Genomic DNA, 21,019 nt, shown 5'->3' with positions numbered 1-21,019 from the left:
TTTACATTTGAAAGCCAGAAGAAACTAAAAACACCAATCCAGCGAAAACAGGGATCGCCGCGGTCAAACTATCAATACGATCTAGCACACCACCATGCCCAGGGATAAGCTGACTACTGTCTTTTATGCCGGAAACACGTTTAAACATACTCTCAGCCAGATCGCCGAATACCGAAACAATCACCACGATGCCCGAAATCAGTAATAGATGGTTAGGCACTTCAGTAATTGGTGCGAAACGCGTAAATAGCCATGAAACAACACCTGCAGTGATTAATCCGCCCACCAGACCTTCCAAGGTTTTACCCGGTGATACTTTCGGTGCCATTTTATGTTTACCCATTAAACGGCCAAATGCATAAGCCCCTGAGTCCGCAGCCCAAACCAATAACATGACATACAGTAACCACCAGGCCCCTGTATATGAGTTTGTGCTATATCCCAACATACGTAGCGCCATCATGCCACAATAAAAAGGAACAATCGTCAATATACCGAACAATAACTTAAGAAGAACAGAATTTTTCCACATATTGGCTGAATTCGGATAACTGACAACTAATAAAATCGCCGCTATCCACCAAAAGAGCCCAGCCCATAAGCTATTCTTAATCATTGCTGTATCAAGCAGGTGATCAAAATCCGGTAACGAGGCTTGCATAAGAACTAAGAGTGCAGCAAATCCAACACCAGTAGCAATACGTTTGCCTTGAGAATGCCAGCCGATAAATTGAGCCCATTCCCAACCCGCTAAGCCTGAAATGGCAATAATAACTAATCCAAATCCTGCGGGAGGAAGAAGAAATAAAGCAGCAATAACAATAGGGATTAGTATTAATGCAGTAATGACACGATACTTAAGCAAATTATCCTCCCAGATTTACAGTATCTGTTTCCGATGTTGTACCACCGAAACGTCTTTCCCGTTTAGCAAAAGCATCAAGTGCATTCTGAAAAACTTGTTCATCAAAATCAGGCCATAAAACCTGTGTAAAATATAACTCAGCATAAGCAATTTGCCAGATAAGGAAATTACTTATACGATGTTCTCCACCTGTACGGATCACAAGATCTACAGGCGATTGATCGTGTAAACACAAGTGTGAGGATATCGCATTTTCATTAATATCTTCGATAGCTAACTCCCCTTTTGCGAGGGAACTCGCTAATTGTTGTACACTTTGTGTAATATCCCATCGTCCACCGTAATTGGCAGCAATATTTAAATTGAGTCCGGTATTATTTGCAGTCAGTGCAACAGAGTTTTTTATTCTATCTTGTAAACGACGACTAAAGCGGCTGATATCACCGATAATTGTTAATCTGACATTGTGTTTGTGTAGGCTTTTCACTTCATTATCTAATGCAAAAACAAACAACTCCATCAAAGAACTCACCTCTTGTTCAGGGCGATTCCAGTTTTCGCTGCTAAATGCATATAACGTTAGTGATTCAATTTTATGTTTGACGGAAAAGCTAACCGCATCTCGAACTGCTTTAATTCCCGCGCGATGGCCCGTAACTCGGAGTTTCCCTTGTTTTTTTGCCCAACGTCCGTTGCCATCCATAATGATGGCAACATGCTTTGGTTTTGATGCGGATGAATCGTCACTGGATAAGTTCACTCAATTTAACCCTTTGCTAATCTGATACTGATACAGACAGTCCTCTTCGGATAACCTACGCACAAAAAAACCGTGTGACTCCACGGCCTTTGGCAAAGCCTCAAAGTTGCTAAAGCGGTTGCTTTAGTAATGAACTGTTAATTTTCATTATTGTCTTTAGTGATTTGGCAACTATACCATTAGCCAGAAAGACGAACAAACACACTCTGGTAAATATCATCATCATTATACAATTTGTGCGATAATCTGCTGTGTTTGTAACCTTGCTAATTTATCAATTTCTAAAACATCGTCGATACTTTGAGGCTCAGAGAGGTCAAAATGTTCAACCACTTTGCGATTAATTTTAGCAATATCAGTGAATTTTACTTTTTCGTTTAAAAAAGCATCAACAACAACCTCATTAGCGGCATTTAATACCGTTGTTGAAGCTTGTCCCCGTTGCGAGGCTTCGATGGCAAGTGCTAAACAAGGATAGCGCTGATAGTCTGGACGGATAAATTCTAGGGCTTGTATCTCAAAAAAATCTAATGCTTTCGCGCCCGATTCGGTGCGATGAGGATATGCCATGGAATAAGCGATAGGCGTTCTCATATCTGGCTCACCAATTTGTGCGATAATGCTACCATCACGATAGCGAACCATTGAATGGATCACCGATTGGGGATGAATAATGACTTCCATCTCTGCTTCCGAGGCATTAAAGAAATAACGAGCTTCGATATATTCCAAGCCTTTATTCATCATAGTGGCTGAATCAACCGAAATTTTACGCCCCATTGACCAGTTTGGATGTGCGCAAGCTTGGTCTGGAGTCATTGCATCTAGCTCATCTAAAGGCGTATAGCGAAACGGTCCACCGGAGCCTGTGAGTAAAATACTGGTGATGCCATGGGCTTCTAAAGATGCATGGCCTAAATTGTCTTGAATACCTGTAGGTAAACTTTGGTAGATAGCATTATGTTCACTATCAATAGGTAAAACCTTCGCACCATATTTAGCCACCGCATCAAAGAATAAACGACCACTCGTGATCAGAGATTCTTTATTGGCTAATAAAATTCTTTTCCCTTTTTCTATCGCAGCCAGTGTAGGCTTAAGCCCCGCCACCCCTGTAATAGCAGACATCACTTGATCGGCTTCATCCAATGCAGCAATTTCATTAACAGCATTAGAGCCTGATAATATTTCCGTTTTACACGATGTATTGGCTAATAATTGTTTCAGCTCACCGGCACTTTTTTCATCTGACATCACCGCATATTTAGGCTGAAAAGCGCGACATTGCTGCGCCATTTTAGTTGCATTTTTTCCAGCCACTAAAGCAAGCACCTGAAACTCATCAGGGTTATTTTCAATGACGGATAACGTACTTGTTCCGATAGACCCTGTTGAGCCTAATATAGTTATTTGTTTCATTATTAATCAATCAGTATATCAATAACATTTTCATTAAAAGGAATTATATCAGCATGACGAGATAAATGAGGGGAAAGATGATAACTTTAATAAATAATGTGATAAAAAGAAGATATTAGGCATTTATTTTCCAGTAAATGCTCAAAAATAATGCCACATTTCAGTGGCATTATCAGAATAAAGAATAAAAATTAGAATTCCATTAACTCAGCTTCTTTCAGCGTTAATGCTTCATCAATTTTTTTAATGAACATATCAGTTAATTTCTGAATTTCATCTTGTGAACGTCGTTCATCATCTTCACTAATTTCTTTATCTTTCAGTAATGCTTTGATTTTATCATTAGCATCACGACGGATATTACGAATAGAGACACGACCTTGTTCTGCATCTCCACGCACAACTTTGATTAAGTCTTTACGACGTTCTTCAGTTAACGGAGGCAGTGGAACACGGATGATCGCGCCTGCAGATGAAGGATTTAAGCCTAAATCTGATGCCATAATCGCTTTTTCAACAGCAGGTGCTAAAGTACGATCGAACACTGTAATTGCCAATGTGCGGCCATCTTCTGCCACAACGTTAGCAACTTGATTTAATGGAGTTGGTGCGCCGTAGTATTCTACAACAATACCATCTAATAGGTTTGGAGACGCACGGCCAGTACGAACTTTATTAATTTGGCTTTTTAGTGCTTCAACGCTTTTGTCCATGCGTTCTTGAGCATCTTTTTTGATTTCATTAATCACGTTATAAACCCTTGGGAACTGGTTATCTTCCAGACGATATCAAATTATGATATCGACATAAATGAATTGGCGTACTTTAAGATGTTAACGCCAAATTATACCATTGTCTCTGTGTATTAAGCGTGAGAAATCAAAGTTCCTTCACTTTCACCCATTACAACCCGACGTAATGCACCCGGTTTATTCATATTGAATACGCGGATAGGTAAATTATGATCTCGGGCTAATGTGAATGCAGCAAGATCCATGACTTTCAATTCACGTTCTAATACATCCTGATAAGTCAGCTTTTCATATAATACCGCATCAGGATCTTTGGTTGGATCGGCTGAAAATACACCGTCAACTTTTGTCGCTTTCAATACAACGTCAGCTTCAATTTCAATACCACGTAAACACGCAGCTGAGTCAGTCGTAAAGAATGGGTTGCCTGTACCTGCCGAGAAGATAACAACTCGGCCATGGCGTAATAAGCTAATAGCCTCAGCCCAACTGTAGTTATCACAAACACCATTAAGTGGAAATGCTGACATTAATCGTGCATTGACATAAGCACGATGCAATGCATCACGCATTGCTAAGCCATTCATCACTGTGGCGAGCATTCCCATGTGGTCACCCACAACACGGTTCATACCTGCAGCTGCTAGACCAGCGCCACGGAACAAGTTACCACCGCCAATTACGACACCGACTTGTATGCCCAATTCAACGAGTTCTTTAATTTCCTGAGCCATGCGATCAAGTACGCTCGCATCGATACCAAAACCTTCTGCGCCTTGCAGGGCTTCGCCACTCAGCTTTAATAAGATTCGCTGATATACGGGTTTTGCATTGGTTGCCATGGTGTTCTGTCCTAAGCAGATTAGTTAATTGGAGGTTTTAGATAGCCTTACTCTTTTCAAAGAAAAGCAAACTGTCAGTGGAGATTGTAACAAAACAGAACCGCCTTAAGGCGGTTCTATTAACGCAAAGCGTTATTATTTGCTCATTGCCGCAACTTCTGCTGCGAAATCAGCTTCAACTTTCTCAATACCTTCACCAACTTCGAAACGAACGAAGTTAATGATTTCAGCATTGTTTTCTTTCAGCAGATCGCCAACAGTTTTGCTTGGATCCATAACGAAATGCTGACCAGTCAGAGAGATCTCACCGGTGAATTTGTTCATACGACCAGTAACCATTTTTTCTGCGATTTCGCGTGGTTTACCTGATTGCATTGCGATGTCCATCTGGATTTGGTGCTCATGCTCAACAACATCAGCAGGCACATCTTCAGGGCGAACATATTCTGGTTTGCTTGCAGCAACGTGCATAGCAATGTGTTTGATCAGTTCTTCGTTAGCGCCTTTAGCTGCAACTAAAACACCGATGCGAGCACCGTGCAGGTAAGTACCTAACTCTTCGCCTTCTAAGATAGCAACGCGGCGAATGTTGATGTTTTCACCAATTTTTGCAACTAATGCAGTACGAGCGTCTTCGAATTTCGCTTTCAGTGCTTCGATATCGTCAGTTTTGTCTGCTAATACTGCAGCCATAACATCTTTACCAAATGCGATGAAGCCAGCATCTTTAGCAACGAAGTCTGTTTCACAGTTCAGTTCAACCAACGCACCGAATTTACCATCAGCAGCAACTTCTGCAAGGATGATACCTTCAGCAGCAACGCGACCTGCTTTTTTAGCCGCTTTTGCTTGACCTGATTTACGCATGTTGTCGATAGCTAATTCGATATCACCGTTAGCTTCAACCAGCGCTTTTTTACATTCCATCATGCCTGCGCCAGTACGTTCACGCAGTTCTTTTACCAATGCAGCGGTAATTCCAGACATTTGTTTCTTCCTCGACTTTTCTATGGGCGAGCCATAGATGTTCTCATAGCAGATGTGTAAAGGGGGCCTATTGAGGCCCCCTAACCAATATATAGCAATACCTGGTTAAATAAGGGCTCTTACGAGCATGCCTTATTATTCAGCTTCGACTAAGCCTTCTTCAGCCTGAACAGCCAGATCTTGAGAACGACCTTCACGAACAGCTGTTGCTGCAGCGGTCAGATATAATTTAACCGCACGGATTGCATCATCATTACCAGGGATAATGTAGTCGATACCATCTGGATCAGAGTTAGTATCAACGATAGCAAATACTGGGATACCCAGGTTGTTTGCTTCTTTGATAGCAATGTGTTCGTGCTCAGCATCGATAACAAACAGAGCGTCAGGTAAACCGCCCATGTCTTTGATACCACCCAGGCTGTTTTCTAACTTACCAAGTTCACGAGAACGCATTAACGCTTCTTTCTTGGTCAGTTTGTCAAAAGTACCGTCCTGAGATTGAGATTCTAAATCTTTCAGACGTTTGATTGACTGACGAACAGTTTTCCAGTTAGTCAGCATACCGCCTAACCAGCGGTGGTTTACATAAAACTGGTCACAGCTTTCTGCTGCTTCTTTAACAGCTTCAACGGCAGAGCGCTTAGTACCAACAAACAGGATTTTGCCTTTACGAGAAGCAATTTTGTTCAGTTCAACCAGAGCTTCATTGAACATTGGAACAGTTTTTTCCAAGTTAATGATATGAACTTTGTTACGCGCACCAAAGATGAATGGTTTCATTTTTGGATTCCAGTAACGAGTTTGGTGACCGAAGTGAACACCGGCTTGCAGCATATCGCGCATTGAAACAGTTGCCATTTTAGACCTCTATAAGTTTAAATTTGGGGTTATTTCCTCCACAAATCCCATACGACCGACTCATCAGCTGTAAAGATTAAACCTTTACATAAGAGCACCCCGGCGTATGTGTCGATTTGTGTGTGTCATTAACACAATTGAATGTTTTCAGATTTACTGCTATTTCTTAAACCTCACATGGTGAAGCCATAGCCAATAACAGAACTCCGGCGCGCTTTATACCATAAATAACCTCAAGAAACCACTATTAGTTACGGTTTCACTGCCAATATATCAGTTAACAACAGCGAATAAAAAAGCGCAATATGTAAAGACAACAAACAATATAAGGCGTAATGTGCCTGATTATTGGCGATATCAAACAGATTACTCCTATCCTCTTTGATTGGCACACCCACTTTCTGCTGATATCATAAATGGTAATTAGAATTATTTCTCACCATCATAATTCATAGACCTGCAATACCATGCAATAATGATTGTATTGTGGCTTTTAAATCTATTAATGAAGAACTCAAATGGCTATTGTAATCAAGACTGAAGAAGATATTCAAAAAATGCGCGTCGCGGGTCGTCTTGCGGCTGAAGTCCTTGAAGTTGTCGCACCCTTTGTAAAACCCGGCGTAAGTACAGCGGAATTAGATCGTATTTGTCATCAACATATTGTTGATGTTCAGCAAGCTATCCCTGCTTGCTTAAACTATCATGGCTTCCCTAAATCAGTGTGTATTTCTGTTAATGATGTTATTTGCCATGGTATTCCTAGTGAAGACAAAATTTTAAAAGACGGCGATATTGTTAATATTGATGTTACTGTCATTAAAGAGGGTTTTCATGGCGATACGTCAAAAATGTTTATCGTCGGTAAACCGACTATTCAAGGTGAGCGTCTGTGTCGGATCACCCAAGAAAGTCTCTACCTTGCAATAAAAATGGTAAAACCAGGTATTCGCTTACGTGAATTAGGTAAGGCCATTCAAAAATTCGTTGAAGGGCATGATTTTTCTGTGGTACGCGAATATTGTGGACATGGTATTGGCGAAGGTTTCCACGAAGAGCCTCAAGTATTACACTATGATGCTGATGACGGTGGTGTTGTGTTACAAAAAGGCATGGCATTTACTATCGAGCCGATGGTCAATACTGGAGATTACCGTATTCGTACCATGAAAGATGGTTGGACAGTAAAAACCAAAGATCGCGGTTGGTCTGCTCAATATGAGCATACTTTAGTGGTTACCGACAATGGTTGTGAAATCATGACACTGCGTAAAGAAGAAGAGCCATTTATTTCTGCCGTATTAGTTAACGAATAAATCGCACTCTTCTAAAATGTAAAAACGACATATTTTTTCGAGGTATGTCGTTTTTTTTATTTTCAACTTTGGTAAGAAAATAGAAATGCTAGTCAGGTTACCGTTTTAACATTACTCTTAATATAATCAGCATATATGAGTGAGATGATTAACTATGATAACCTCCAATACCTTTCAAACAGCACCACCGTCCCCTTCGTTGCTGACTGAAAATACGCTAGATAGTACTTTACTAAAACACTCTATTGAACAATTTCAGTCATGGTTAACAGATGCTTTTCATCATGATGCTGATGTTGCTTTGTTACTACAAGCTCGTAGTCACTTTATCGACCAACTACTCACACAATTATGGCGTTATACTGAATTAGCGGATCACCCTGATCTCTGTATCATTGCAGTGGGGGGGTATGGTCGCCAAGAATTACACCCTCTTTCTGACATTGACTTGCTATTTTTAAGTCAACAGCCTCTTCCTCCCCAAATTGCCGAAAAAGTGAGTCAATTAATTACCTTGCTTTGGGATATCCGTTTAGAGATAGGTGTCAGTGTGAGAACGATGGAAGAGTGCCTTTTAGAAGGACTGTCTGATTTAACTATTGCCACCAATTTACTAGAAGCGCGTCTTGTTTGTGGTAATAACGCACTCTATCAACAATTAATTAAACACATTTTTAGCCAAGGTTTTTGGCCATCGCCTGATTTCTTTGCAGCTAAAATTGAAGAGCAAGAACAACGTCATCAACGCTTTCATAGCACCAGTTATAATCTAGAGCCTGATATTAAAAGTAGTCCTGGGGGACTTCGTGATATTCACACCCTTATATGGGTCGCTCACCGTCATTTTGGCGCAACATCAATATCTGAAATGGTCAACTTTGGCTTTTTAACCCCTGCCGAAGGACAAGAATTACTCGAGTGCCAATATACCTTATGGAAGATCCGTTTTGCGCTACATTTAGTCCTCAATCGTTATGACAATAGGTTACTGTTTGATCGCCAATTAAGCGTTGCCCAACTTTTAAATTATCAAGGTGAAGGCAACCAACCTGTCGAAAAAATGATGAAGGATTACTATCGCGTTACTCGCCGTGTGAGTGAGCTAAACGATATGCTACTGCAACTCTTTGATGAAGCAATCCTCGCATTACAACCCAATGTTAAACCTCGCCCTCTTGACAAAGAATTTCAATTAAGAGGTACATTAATTGATGTTATAGACGATGAATGTTTTCTTAATGATCCTATTGCCATTATGCGGTTATTTTTACGTATGGCAGAGCATACAGAGATAACCGGAATTTATTCGACCACACTACGCCATTTGCGTTATGCCCGTCGTCATTTAGTACAACCTTTATGTGAGTACCCACTAGCTAGACAAGTATTTATGCAAATCTTACGTCATCCTAGGGCGGTTTCGGGGGCATTTGTCCCAATGCATAAACATAGTGTATTAAGTGCTTATTTCCCACAATGGAACAATATTGTCGGTCAAATGCAGTTTGATCTATTCCATGCTTATACAGTTGATGAGCATACTATCCGTGTATTACAAAAACTTGAAAGTTTCGCTGATGATGCAAATCGAAACCGACATCCTCTTTGTGTCGATATCTACCCGAAACTACCTCAAATTGAGTTATTAAGACTTGCTGCTCTATTTCACGATATTGCTAAAGGGCGACATGGTGATCACTCTTTATTAGGTGCACAGGATGTTATTAGCTTTGCTCAACAACATGGACTAAATCAACGAGAAATCGCTTTAGTTGAATGGCTTGTAAGTCATCACTTACTTATGTCTGTAACGGCACAAAGACGTGATATTCAAGATCCCGATGTTATCTTCCAATTTGCCTCTGAAGTCAAAAATGAGAGCCGTTTACGCTATTTACTCTGTCTCACTGTTGCTGATATTTGTGCAACAAACAGTAGCTTATGGAATAGTTGGAAACAAAGCTTACTGCGTGAACTATTTCTCGCTACGGCCAATCAATTACGCCAAGGGATGCACTCTATTCCAGATTTACGGGAACGTATCCGCGATCACCGTCAGCAAGCACTAACTATTTTACAACAGCAACAGGTCGATGAAGAAAAACTGCAAGCGATTTGGGCTCGTTGTCATGCGGACTATTTTTTACGTCATACTCCAGAGCAAATTGCTTGGCATGCTCAGGCTCTTATTGAGCACAATAGTGCTGAGCCTATGGTATTGATTAGCCAACAAACCGAGCATGGTGGTACAGAGGTTTTTATTTGGTGTGCTGACCGGCCTTCTCTATTTGCTTCTGTTGCGGGTGAGCTAGATAGACGTAATTTAAATATTCACAACGCACAAATTTTTACTAATCGCGACAATATGGCAATGGATACCTTTATCGTTTTAGAGCCTAATGGTAAACCACTGGCGATTGATCGCTATCATGCTATACGCCAAGCGCTTATTCGCGTTGTATCAGCCCCTTATAACGCCAATGCCAAAACCCGTGCTTTACCAGCTAAATTACGCCATTTTGAGGTACCCACTAAAATTAACTTTATCGCCTCTAACCATAATAAACGTACTTATATGGAGTTATTTGCACGCGATCGCCCAGGCTTATTAGCTATTATAGGTAAGGTTTTTGCCGATCTTTCTCTTTCGTTACATGGCGCAAGGATCACCACTATTGGTGAGCGTGTTGAGGATTTTTTTGTATTAACAGATAACGAAAATAATGCGTTAAACCAAAAAATGAAGGATGAAGTCGTAGAAAGGTTGACAAAAGCCCTCGTTTCAAAGGATAAAATATAGAAACCCACGACAATACATATAGGAAATACTATAGATGCAAGCATTACAATCTATTATTGATAACGCCTTTGAACAACGCGCTGAAATCACACCAGATAATGTTGAACCACAGGTACGCGATGCGATTAATAACGTTATCGCTCAACTAGACAGTGGAAAATTGCGAGTTGCTGAGAAAATTAATGGTCAGTGGGTTACTCATCAATGGCTAAAAAAAGCGGTTCTACTCTCTTTTCGTATCAGTCACAATCAAGTGATCGACGGTAGCGAAAGCCGTTATTTTGATAAAGTGCCAATGAAATTTGCAAATTACGATCAAGCTCGTTTTGAAAAAGAGGGATTTCGTGTTGTGCCACCTGCTGCCGTCAGACAAGGGGCCTATATTGCTCGTAATACGGTTCTAATGCCTTCTTATGTCAATATTGGTGCTTATGTTGATGAAGGAAGTATGGTGGATACATGGGCAACCGTTGGTTCATGTGCGCAAATTGGTAAAAATGTCCATTTATCCGGTGGCGTTGGGATCGGTGGCGTATTAGAACCTTTACAAGCTAACCCAACCATTATTGAAGATAACTGCTTTATTGGAGCACGTTCTGAAATTGTTGAAGGTGTGATTGTTGAAGAAGGCTCTGTCATTTCAATGGGTGTTTATATTGGACAAAGTACCAAAATTTATGACAGAGAAACTGGCGAAATCCATTACGGTCGTGTTCCTGCTGGTTCAGTGGTGGTTTCTGGTAATTTACCGTCAAAAGATGGTCGTTACAGTTTGTACTGTGCTGTGATTGTAAAAAAAGTCGATGCTAAAACACGTGGGAAAGTGGGTATTAATGAATTGTTAAGAACTATCGACTAATATAATAACAGCGGATAGAATGAATTCTGTTCGCTGTATCTCATTCATCTTTCTATCTGGTGCCAATATATGTACGATAATTTAAAAAATTTAGGGATCCAACATCCTGAAGATATTGATCGCTATACCCTACGTCAAGAAGCTAACAACGATATTTTAAAAATTTATTTTCGCAAAGATAAAGGTGAATTCTTTGCAAAAAGTGTAAAATTTAAATATCCACGCCAACGTAAAACAATTTCTGATACTCAATCAGGACAAGGTTTTAAAGAAGTCAATGAAATCAACACTAACTTACGTTATGTGATTGAAGAATTAGATCAAATTTGCCAGCAAGATCAAGTGGAAGTGGATTTGAAACATAAAATCCTCGATGATTTACGTCACCTTGAGCACGTTGTTGCCAATAAAATTGCTGAAATTGAAGCCGATTTAGAAAAATTGACTCGTCGTTAATTAATTGTCTCAATTTTATAAGAAACACCGCTTATAACTATTCACAATTTAATAGTAAGCGGTGCTCTTTAATAAGATAGCCATGATCCATCAATTTATTGCTCAAGTAACCGATTAATTTAATTCAATAATGTAGCCCAAGTTTCCAGCCAATTTATAGCAAATACTTCTGGCTCGGCAATATCCATACTGTCTATTTTTAATATTTCACCAATGCGCTTTGCTTGATGCTCTTGTAATAACGCTTCAAATTGCATACCTGCACCACAAAAATTACCGTAACTGCTATCACCTAACGCAATTAGGCCATAATGTAAATTAGGTTGATAACCAACATTATCTCGTAGCTCATAAAATAAAGGTGCTATTGTATCGGGTAAATCGCCTTGGCCGGTTGTAGAGCTTATCACCAGTACTGTTGAATATTTTTGCCAATCAGCAAGTGTACCTTCTTCATAGATATTAGCTTGATGTTTATGCTCAAGCAAAATGCGCTGCGCTTCTTCAGCAACCGCCAATGCATTGCCATAAACAGTACCAACAAAAATGCCGATTTTAGCCATAATGTCCCCTATTTCATTTATCTATAATCATAGTAAATCACATACTATATTATTGATATATAATTTATGCTCTATATTTCTTCTCTCTTTCTCTCTACAATAAATGATCTATCTACAATAAATGATTTATAAATTTTATTCCATTCTGTGCGCTCTTTAGAGAATCGCCAAAAAATATCGTTTCTAGGCATTGATTCATTTATTATTTTAGCTACTAATTTGCAAGCCCAATCAGGTACATAATTATTTTTAAAATCTTTAGATTCAAGCAAAAAGAATAAATCCCTATCCAATATTTCTAATTTTTTAACAGCATTATCATTTATCTCTTTTTTTCTTAGGTATTTGTTTTTAAATAATAATTTATATAGTTTAAGGAAAAAACCTTTATTTTCCTTTAATAATTTATTATAAGAAGATAATTGAGAAAACATATCTTTTATATTATTAAAAAAAACCTTTTTAAAATTAACATTAATCTCGTTAACTGTAGTAAAATTATATTCATCTGCTTCTTTATAAAAACAATATAACTGATTAGATTTAAAATCCTCCATCTTTTTTATAATTTCATTAAGTTCTTCAATTGTTATTTTTATGTCACTTAACTCTATCTCAATATCTTTTTTAGATAAAAACTGACTATCTTTGTTAAAGACATTACATTTTTTTACCAAAGTTTCAATAGACATTTTGAATTGGTCAATGAGGTCGAAATTACAAGTACCATTATCAGTTTTAGAACTAATTAAATTAGATAGATTATCTATATACTCTACAGTTTTTAATAACCCTTGGCTAGAAGTAGCTAACAACTCATTCATTTTCTGTTTATCTTTATCAAGTTGTTCCATCAGGGCTGCTTTTTTTGATTTTTTGGGGGATTCTTTTTCTTCTATTTTATCAAGATTATTTTTATTATGAGAATCATCTTTTGTTATATCAGTATTCTCTGGTTCCTTAAAAATTTTATTCGAAATGGTAGTTATATGTTGATATTTAAGAGAATTGTTATTATATAATGTAAATTCTGGGTTACGCCTAATTTTATTTACTATCTTTTCTATGTCATCAGAAATCTTTTTTTCTTCTTTAGAGATAAAACTATTAATTATTATATTTTTATTACTAAATATTTTATTAAAAAGTGTACTAGAATTATCTTTATTCTTTAACAAAGAGGAAAATAATACATTTATATCATTAGTATCTTTTATTTCTGATACAATTACCTTATTATCAAGTATTATTATTTTATCAGTTAATCTTTCTTTTTCAAGAATATCTTTTAATTTCTTCAGCCTATCTTTTTTTTTATTTTTTTCAAGTATGTATTTTTCCAGAGCACATTTCAACTCTAATGTAAATTTAAAGAATAAAACTTCTTTATCTTTATTAGCAATCATAAAGTCTCTATTACTATTTCTTATAAGTAAAGATAAATCTTTTCTTCCTAAAGAAATATCACCTTCTCCCAAAGAGATGTTTTTTTTATTCCCTATAGAGAGCACAAAAGTTTTATATTCATCATCTTTTCCAAATAATTTCATTGTCATTTAATCTCTTAAACTCTGTTTATGTTCTAAAATAATTACATAATTAACACCTATATTATTTCAATAAAAAAACACTCTTAGCTGATGCATAAGAGTGTTTTCTAATTTAGTCAAAAATAATTTATTTTTCAGTTGTACCTATAGACCGAATATATTCATCCATTTCAGTTTTTAAATTATCAGACTTAGGGCCAAAAATTGCTTGAATACCGGATCCAACCACCACAACACCAGCCGCTCCCAGTCTTTTCAGCTCATCACGATCGACCTTATCAATCTCTTTTACACCAATACGCAAGCGTGTAATACAAGCATCTAAGCTACTGATATTATCTTTACCACCGAAAGCAGCGACTAAAGATTGTCCCATCGCACTTTTATCCGCTTGTTTCGCGTTTTTATCTTCTACTTCTCGCCCTGGGGTTTTCAGGTTGAGTTTCACGATTAAAAAACGGAAAATAGAGTAATAAGTTATCGCATAAAGTATGCCAATAATTGGGAATAGATACAGTTTACTGCTATTGCCACTCAATACGATAAAGTCGATTAAGCCATGAGAAAAACTTGTACCGTCACGCATACCTAACAAGATACAAATAACAAATGCTAAACCGGCAAGAATGGCATGAATAACATAAAGAATAGGTGCTACGAACATAAATGAGAATTCAATTGGCTCTGTGATCCCTGTTAAAAAGGCAGTCAATGCCGCAGAAATCATGATCCCGCCAACTTTTACACGGTTTTCAGGACGTGCTGTATGCCAAATAGCAATGGCCGCAGCGGGTAGACCAAACATTTTAAATAGGAAGCCACCTGATAACATCCCCGCAGTTGGATCACCTGCCATATAACGTGGAATATCACCGTGGAACACTTGTCCTGCGCTATTTACATACTCACCCACTTGCATTTGGAATGGTACATTCCAGATATGATGTAGACCAAATGGCACTAACGCACGCTCAACAACACCATAAATACCAAATGCAACGGCTGGATTTTGATACGCTGCCCACTCAGAAAAACGTTGAATAGCAGTACCAATAGGAGGCCAAATAAAGGATAAAAGAATACCGACAAAAATCGCAATCAGACCAGAAATAATAGGTACAAAACGTTTACCTGCAAAGAAGCCTAAATACTCAGGAAGTTTAATACGATAAAAGCGGTTAAACATTGATGCGGCAATAATACCGGCAATGATCCCACCTAGTACCCCCGTATCAGTTAAACGTTGTATTTCAACACTATCAGGAGATAACCCTAAGACCCAAGGTGCCACCACCAGCATGGTTTTTGACATGATGCCATAGGCAACGACGGACGCAAGAGCTGAGACACCATCATTATTGGTAAAACCTAACGCCACACCAATAGCAAAAATCAGTGGCATATTAGAGAAAACCGAACCACCCGCTTCTGCCATCACTTGAGAAACAGAGACAGGGATCCATGATAGTCCCGCAGACCCAACCCCTAGTAAGATACCGGCAATAGGTAGCACAGATACCGGTAACATTAAGGATTTTCCAATTTTTTGTAAAACAACAAATAGGTTTTTAAACATCAAGCAGACTCCTGAATATGGGTTGTATGTGTTATAAGTTTTTTATTTGTTTAAAGTTAAGGTAGGTTTATTCAATTAACTTATCTAATAATAAGCTCTATTTATTTTACATCATAAAATAAATCCATTATTGAATATATGATAGCTGTCACGTTTCAGTTCATATCTTTTATCAATAAAAGTAACTTTTATATTACAACCAGTTATTGAGGAATAAATATTGCGCAAACTACCAAAACTTAAGTAAATAAGTCTTGATAGTCACGACAGGTAAGCAATATTCAAATATCAGAAAGTACAAAATGGTGAGCTAAATCCTCACCGAATTGCTCTAATTCGGGCTTTAGACCACGCCAGCCAAACTGATTAATCAGATGTTGCCATGGCAGATCCCACTTCGCTGTTAAGTTAAGTGGTTGTTGAGTGAGCGGATGAATTAAGTTTAGCTGACTTGCGTGTAACATCAAACGATGTGATTGAAAATGATTTACGACCCCACGATTTTGTCGTAAATCGCCATGGGCTGTATCCCCAATAATAGGGTGACGAATATGAGACATATGACGGCGCAATTGATGCTTACGCCCCGTTTCAGGACGTAATTCCAATAAGCTAAAACGCGATGTTGGATAGCGCCCTATCGCCACTTCTTTTTCCACTTTTGCAAGTGGCACACAATGCGTAATACAGTGTTGAATTTTAGGAGGTTGAGAGGCAAATTTGTCAGCGATTTTGTCATGCTCTTCAACAAGTGGACTATCAATTATCATTGGCTCTTCAACATAGCCACGCACAACTGCATGATACACTTTCTCCATTTGATGTTGTTCAAAACAGACTGAAAGTGTTCTTGCAACCTCGGAAGAGAGCGCCATTAATAGCACTCCGGATGTGGGTCTATCTAAACGATGAACAGGAAAAACATGCTGACCAATTTGATCTCTTAATGTTTGCATCACAAACACGGTTTCATGCCTATCAAGCCAACTGCGGTGAACAAGCCAGCCCGCCGGTTTATTCACCGCCACAAGATATTCATCTTGATAAATAATATCTAGCATCATTGACCTTATTGCTTAAATAACGCATCAAGTTCACGAAGGTGATTGAGTAAATCAACATAATCACGCGTCTCATCGTCCTTAAATGCTTCTTCATAATAAGGTGCGATAGCAAAAGCCGTCGGCAATGCCATACCACTGTCAATAAGAGAAGATAAACGAGGGATCAGAACCCATTGCAACCATTCATGCGCCTCCATTGTATCAATACAAAAAGGCTCTGAGCTTGCAAAAGCCTCATCATTAGGCGCATCCAATTGCCATAACCCTATGTTTTTCATCTCTTCTTCAATTAATAACAGTCTTGCTAAAATGTGTTGTTCTGAGGTCATTGTTTATTCCTTACATAAAAACAGAATAAGCATAACATTGGGGCTGAAAGAGTGAAAAACAAATAGAAAATAAAGGGGCCGTAGCCCCTTTAGACAAGAAGATATGATTATCTAATATAATACCTGCATCCTAGCAGAACCGTTTTATTGTCATCTGTCATCCATGATGATGAAAGTCTATATCTTGTATTAATGGAAATATCCTATTTCCTACATCCTTGATTACTTTCTTTATCACGGTTACCAAATAATCCCTTAGTTGGCGGAGGTAGAATGCCAATAATTGGTTAGTGAAACAACCCACAAAACAAAGGTAATCAATAAAGAAAAACCATCACGAAAAACAATGTATGATTAATCCATTGAAATTATTTAACAAACAAAAAAAGCATTACGCAATATTTGCATTTAGTAAGCTAAAGATGCTCTTTTTGTAAGATATATCTCACAGAAAAAATAGCTAAATGATTACCTTACTTATCAAAAACAGGGGTTAATTTTGTTAAAAATAGTGATAAATTATCTGCAAGCACTTCCCTTTTCTTTTGACCAAAAGTTTCTAGTATTACTTCACCTGAAAGATTACATACAGAAATAATATCGTTTTCAGACGCTGTTGTACCGATAAACAAAGTCGGGGTAAGCTTCAATCGTTTTTGTGTCACAAGATGTCCGATCATGTTCTCTTGTAGGCGAATAAAATCCTCTTCACTCCAAATTTGAAGCAGAGTAAAGTTGAGCGAATCAAAACGGACTTGCATATCACCAGCATATTGCGTAGTAAAATAGTCATGTAATTCAGGGCGAATAATAATTCCCATCGCTTTTTCAACTTTTTCTAATTTATCTCGACCCTTAAAAGGCTGTGGTAACCAATAAACCACATTATCTCCGGTACGAGAAATACAAGGAGAAGGAACACCATAAAGCTCATGGCTGGCAGGAGGAAACCCTGACTCTTGTTGCCATAAATCAACATAATTTTGCGTAAGCTGTTTTAATTCAGTGGAAATATCATTCATCGTTATCATCGTCTGTAGGCATAAAAAAGAGAAATATATCCCTTATGTTACCTGATAATACCGGTAATTTTGAGCGCCAATAATAAAGCGTTCATATACTCTTGATATTTCGCTAGTATAATCACGGCTCTTTCCATTTTTTGATGACATTAGGATATCGATTATGTCTTTATATCAGGGAGATAAGGCTCTCGAAGCACTATCATTAGGCAAAGAAACACAATACCACACACACTATGATGCGAGTCTATTACAAGGTGTACCTCGTCGCTTAAATCGAGATTCACTCTCTTTAACTGCTGACAATCTACCTTTTCATGGTGGTGATATCTGGACAATGTATGAGCTATCTTGGCTCAACAGCCAAGGTTTACCTCAAGTGGCTATTGGCCATGTAGAATTAGATGCAACGACAGAAAATCTCATCGAATCAAAAAGCTTTAAGCTCTATCTCAATAGCTTTAATCAAACTCGTTTTGAAAATTGGCACATTGTTGAAGAAACATTACTCAAAGATTTAACTGCTTGTGCTAAAGGCAGGGTGCATCTAACGCTTTACCCACTTTCCCATTTTACCTCACAGCCTATTGTCGATTTTGTAGGAGAGTGCATTGATAACCAACCTATTGAAATTGATAATTACCAATTCGATAGCCAATGGTTAAACGGATCAACAACAGATACACTGGTTGAGGAGACGCTTGTTAGTCATCTGCTAAAATCAAATTGCCTGATCACGCACCAACCTGATTGGGGATCTGTGATGATCCAATATAAAGGCAAAAAAATCGACCGTGAAAAACTACTACGCTATCTTGTATCCTTTAGACAGCATAATGAATTTCACGAGCAGTGTGTTGAGCGAATATTCCACGATATTATGACATTTTGTTCACCAGACACATTAACGGTTTATGCAAGATACACTCGCCGTGGAGGATTAGATATTAATCCTTGGCGTAGTAATTGTGAGTTTGTTCCAGAAACTGGTCGCTTAGCCAGACAATAACGTGAATAATGCCTGTATGTTAATATGATCTATGTTATACAGAGATCAGTTGCACTTCAGTTTGTTATTTCGGGAGAAAAAGGAGTCCTACGTGATAACTCATGTCAGCCCATTAGGTTCCATGGATCTGCTTTCACAGCTAGAAGTTGATATGCTTAAAAGAACAGCCAGCAGTGATCTTTATCAACTGTTTCGTAACTGTTCACTTGCAGTTCTCAACTCTGGTAGCCTTACTGATAGTAGTAAAGAACTGTTATCTAAATACCAAGATTTTGATATTAACGTACTGCGTCGCGAACGTGGTGTAAAATTAGAGCTAGTTAATCCCCCAGAAGATGCCTTTGTTGATGGAAAAATTATTCGCTCTCTACAAGCAAACCTATTTGCTGTACTGCGCGATATTTTGTTTGTGCATGGGCAAATAACCACGGCAAAACGCGACCTACATTTAAATCTTGAAAACAGCGCCCATATAACAAACACCATTTTCTCTATCTTACGTAATGCAAGAGCGCTACATATCGATGAAGATCCAAATATGATCGTTTGCTGGGGTGGACACTCCATCAATGAAACAGAGTATCTTTACGGTAGAAAAGTCGGTAATGAATTAGGGTTACGCGAACTGAATATCTGTACTGGGTGTGGACCTGGAGCTATGGAAGCGCCCATGAAAGGCGCTGCAGTGGGTCACGCTCAACAACGTTATAGAAATAGCCGTTTTATTGGTGTTACAGAGCCATCAATCATCGCCGCAGAGCCACCAAATCCTCTGGTCAATGAACTTATCATTATGCCAGATATTGAAAAACGTCTGGAAGCTTTTGTTCGTATTGCCCACGGCATTATTATTTTCCCAGGGGGCGTAGGAACCGCAGAAGAGCTACTCTATCTACTTGGTATTCTGATGTCACCAGAAAACCAAGAACAAGTACTCCCACTGATTTTAACGGGTCCTAAAGAGAGTGCAGACTATTTCCGAGTACTCGATGATTTTATTGTTAATACCTTAGGTGAAGATGCACGACGTCATTATCAAATCATCGTCGATGATGCGGCTGAAGTGGCTCGTATTATGAAGAAATACATGCCATTGGTAAAAGATAACCGTCGTAGCACAGGGGATGCTTACAGCTTTAATTGGTCAATAAAAATTAATGCGGACTTACAACATCCTTTCGAGCCAACTCATGAAAATATGGCATCACTTAATTTAAGCACGCATCAATCTCCTGAAAAACTGGCGGCTGATTTACGCCGTGCATTTTCCGGTATTGTCGCAGGTAACGTAAAAGAAGTGGGAATGAAGGCGATAGAAGCTCATGGCCCTTATAAAATTCACGGTGAAAGCGATATTATGCGCCGTATGGATATTTTATTGGCGGGTTTTGTCGAACAACATCGTATGAAGCTACCTGGTGGTAGTGCCTATCAACCTTGTTACGAGATCATCAGCTAATTAATTATGGTACATTTGCTGATCATTGATGCATTAAACCTGATCCGCCGTATTCATGCGGCATCAGGTTCTTCATGCCTGACAGTGTGTGAACATAGCGTGAATCAATTGCTTAATCACACACGGCCTACTCACGCGGTTGCTGTTTTTGATGAAGATGATAGGGAAAATAGCTGGCGCCATCAGTTATTGCCGGAATATAAAGCAGGCCGCTCGCCGATGCCGGCTGATCTGCACCAACAGCTTCCAGAAATTAAAGCAATGCTACTTAACTTAGGTATAAAAAGCTGGCATTCAGGAGGCGATGAAGCGGATGATGTGGCCGCAACTTTGGCAACAAAAGTCGCTCAAGCCGGACATAATGTGACCATTATTTCAACAGATAAAGGTTATTGCCAATTACTTTCCCCTGCCATACGTATTCGTGACTATTTCCAAAAACGCTGGCTCGATCTTGAATTTATTAATCAAGAGTTTGGTGTTAAACCGACACAATTAACTGATTATTGGGGATTAACAGGCGTTAGCAG

At 38.5% G+C, this 21,019-nt stretch carries 20 protein-coding genes; 7 read left to right on the top strand and 13 right to left on the bottom strand.

Features of this window, described 5'->3' with window-relative positions; translation table 11 throughout:
- Position 1: 1 nt before the first annotated feature.
- The 7 genes from cdsA to rpsB all read right to left on the bottom strand — a co-directional run bounded on the left by cdsA (position 2) and on the right by rpsB (position 6,486).
- Positions 2–865, bottom strand: a complete 864-nt coding sequence (gene cdsA, locus ACYUCW_RS14375) for a phosphatidate cytidylyltransferase (protein ID WP_004248716.1) — start codon at positions 863–865, stop codon at positions 2–4.
- A 1-nt stretch (position 866) separates the two neighbouring features.
- Positions 867–1,568, bottom strand: a complete 702-nt coding sequence (ispU, locus tag ACYUCW_RS14370; RefSeq protein ID WP_004245468.1) for a (2E,6E)-farnesyl-diphosphate-specific ditrans,polycis-undecaprenyl-diphosphate synthase — start codon at positions 1,566–1,568, stop codon at positions 867–869.
- 282 nt (positions 1,569–1,850) lie between these two features.
- A complete protein-coding gene (gene ispC, locus ACYUCW_RS14365) occupies positions 1,851–3,044 on the bottom strand; it encodes a 1-deoxy-D-xylulose-5-phosphate reductoisomerase (RefSeq protein WP_004245469.1) in 1,194 nt (397 codons plus the stop codon).
- Between the two features lie 191 nt (positions 3,045–3,235).
- Positions 3,236–3,793, bottom strand: a complete 558-nt coding sequence (frr, locus tag ACYUCW_RS14360; RefSeq protein WP_004245470.1) for a ribosome recycling factor — start codon at positions 3,791–3,793, stop codon at positions 3,236–3,238.
- Positions 3,794–3,909: 116 nt separating this feature from the next.
- Positions 3,910–4,638, bottom strand: a complete 729-nt coding sequence (gene pyrH, locus ACYUCW_RS14355; protein WP_004245471.1) for a UMP kinase — start codon at positions 4,636–4,638, stop codon at positions 3,910–3,912.
- A 135-nt stretch (positions 4,639–4,773) separates the two neighbouring features.
- Entirely contained in the window at positions 4,774–5,625 is an 852-nt protein-coding gene (gene tsf, locus ACYUCW_RS14350) for a translation elongation factor Ts (protein WP_004248719.1), read from the bottom strand.
- Positions 5,626–5,760: 135 nt separating this feature from the next.
- Complete coding sequence (rpsB, locus tag ACYUCW_RS14345; RefSeq protein WP_004245475.1) at positions 5,761–6,486, bottom strand: 30S ribosomal protein S2; 726 nt, start codon at positions 6,484–6,486, stop codon at positions 5,761–5,763.
- Between the two features lie 518 nt (positions 6,487–7,004).
- On the opposite strand from rpsB, the gene map reads away from it, so the two are divergent.
- The 4 genes from map to ACYUCW_RS14325 all read left to right on the top strand — a co-directional run bounded on the left by map (position 7,005) and on the right by ACYUCW_RS14325 (position 11,917).
- Positions 7,005–7,802: a type I methionyl aminopeptidase gene (gene map / locus ACYUCW_RS14340; protein ID WP_049209821.1), complete on the top strand. Its 798-nt coding sequence runs from the start codon at positions 7,005–7,007 to the stop codon at positions 7,800–7,802.
- Between the two features lie 154 nt (positions 7,803–7,956).
- The gene (glnD, locus tag ACYUCW_RS14335; RefSeq protein ID WP_017628587.1) at positions 7,957–10,602 is read left to right on the top strand and encodes a bifunctional uridylyltransferase/uridylyl-removing protein GlnD; all 2,646 of its coding nucleotides are present in this window, start codon (positions 7,957–7,959) and stop codon (positions 10,600–10,602) included.
- Between the two features lie 34 nt (positions 10,603–10,636).
- Positions 10,637–11,461: a 2,3,4,5-tetrahydropyridine-2,6-dicarboxylate N-succinyltransferase gene (gene dapD, locus ACYUCW_RS14330; RefSeq protein WP_004245480.1), complete on the top strand. Its 825-nt coding sequence runs from the start codon at positions 10,637–10,639 to the stop codon at positions 11,459–11,461.
- Positions 11,462–11,530: 69 nt separating this feature from the next.
- A complete protein-coding gene (locus tag ACYUCW_RS14325; RefSeq protein ID WP_004245482.1) occupies positions 11,531–11,917 on the top strand; it encodes a DUF3461 family protein in 387 nt (128 codons plus the stop codon).
- Between the two features lie 119 nt (positions 11,918–12,036).
- Here the strand turns inward: ACYUCW_RS14325 and ACYUCW_RS14320 are convergent, their stop codons facing one another.
- The 6 genes from ACYUCW_RS14320 to syd form a co-directional block, all read right to left on the bottom strand.
- Positions 12,037–12,480, bottom strand: a complete 444-nt coding sequence (locus tag ACYUCW_RS14320) for a flavodoxin (RefSeq protein WP_049209822.1) — start codon at positions 12,478–12,480, stop codon at positions 12,037–12,039.
- A gap of 71 nt (positions 12,481–12,551) precedes the next feature.
- Entirely contained in the window at positions 12,552–14,036 is a 1,485-nt protein-coding gene (locus tag ACYUCW_RS14315; RefSeq protein ID WP_049209823.1) for a hypothetical protein, read from the bottom strand.
- 121 nt (positions 14,037–14,157) lie between these two features.
- Positions 14,158–15,606, bottom strand: a complete 1,449-nt coding sequence (ptsG, locus tag ACYUCW_RS14310) for a PTS glucose transporter subunit IIBC (RefSeq protein ID WP_004249509.1) — start codon at positions 15,604–15,606, stop codon at positions 14,158–14,160.
- 281 nt (positions 15,607–15,887) lie between these two features.
- Complete coding sequence (truC, locus tag ACYUCW_RS14305; RefSeq protein WP_087726383.1) at positions 15,888–16,667, bottom strand: tRNA pseudouridine(65) synthase TruC; 780 nt, start codon at positions 16,665–16,667, stop codon at positions 15,888–15,890.
- Positions 16,668–16,675: 8 nt separating this feature from the next.
- Positions 16,676–16,999 (bottom strand): YqcC family protein, encoded by a 324-nt coding sequence (locus ACYUCW_RS14300; RefSeq protein ID WP_004245488.1) that lies wholly within the window; start codon positions 16,997–16,999, stop codon positions 16,676–16,678.
- A gap of 473 nt (positions 17,000–17,472) precedes the next feature.
- A complete protein-coding gene (syd, locus tag ACYUCW_RS14295; protein WP_036970662.1) occupies positions 17,473–18,021 on the bottom strand; it encodes a SecY-interacting protein in 549 nt (182 codons plus the stop codon).
- Between the two features lie 163 nt (positions 18,022–18,184).
- On the opposite strand from syd, the gene queF reads away from it, so the two are divergent.
- The 3 genes from queF to xni all read left to right on the top strand — a co-directional run.
- Positions 18,185–19,030, top strand: a complete 846-nt coding sequence (gene queF, locus ACYUCW_RS14290) for an NADPH-dependent 7-cyano-7-deazaguanine reductase QueF (protein WP_004245492.1) — start codon at positions 18,185–18,187, stop codon at positions 19,028–19,030.
- Between the two features lie 91 nt (positions 19,031–19,121).
- A complete protein-coding gene (gene ppnN, locus ACYUCW_RS14285) occupies positions 19,122–20,489 on the top strand; it encodes a nucleotide 5'-monophosphate nucleosidase PpnN (RefSeq protein WP_004249505.1) in 1,368 nt (455 codons plus the stop codon).
- A 6-nt stretch (positions 20,490–20,495) separates the two neighbouring features.
- On the top strand, positions 20,496–21,019 hold a 524-nt coding region (gene xni / locus ACYUCW_RS14280; RefSeq protein WP_460408855.1), incomplete at its 3' end, for a flap endonuclease Xni.

This window comes from Proteus sp. MB838 (assembly GCF_054767435.1).
The sequence above is the reverse complement of the archived record's forward strand: the minus strand, read 5'-3'. Positions and strand labels throughout refer to the sequence as shown.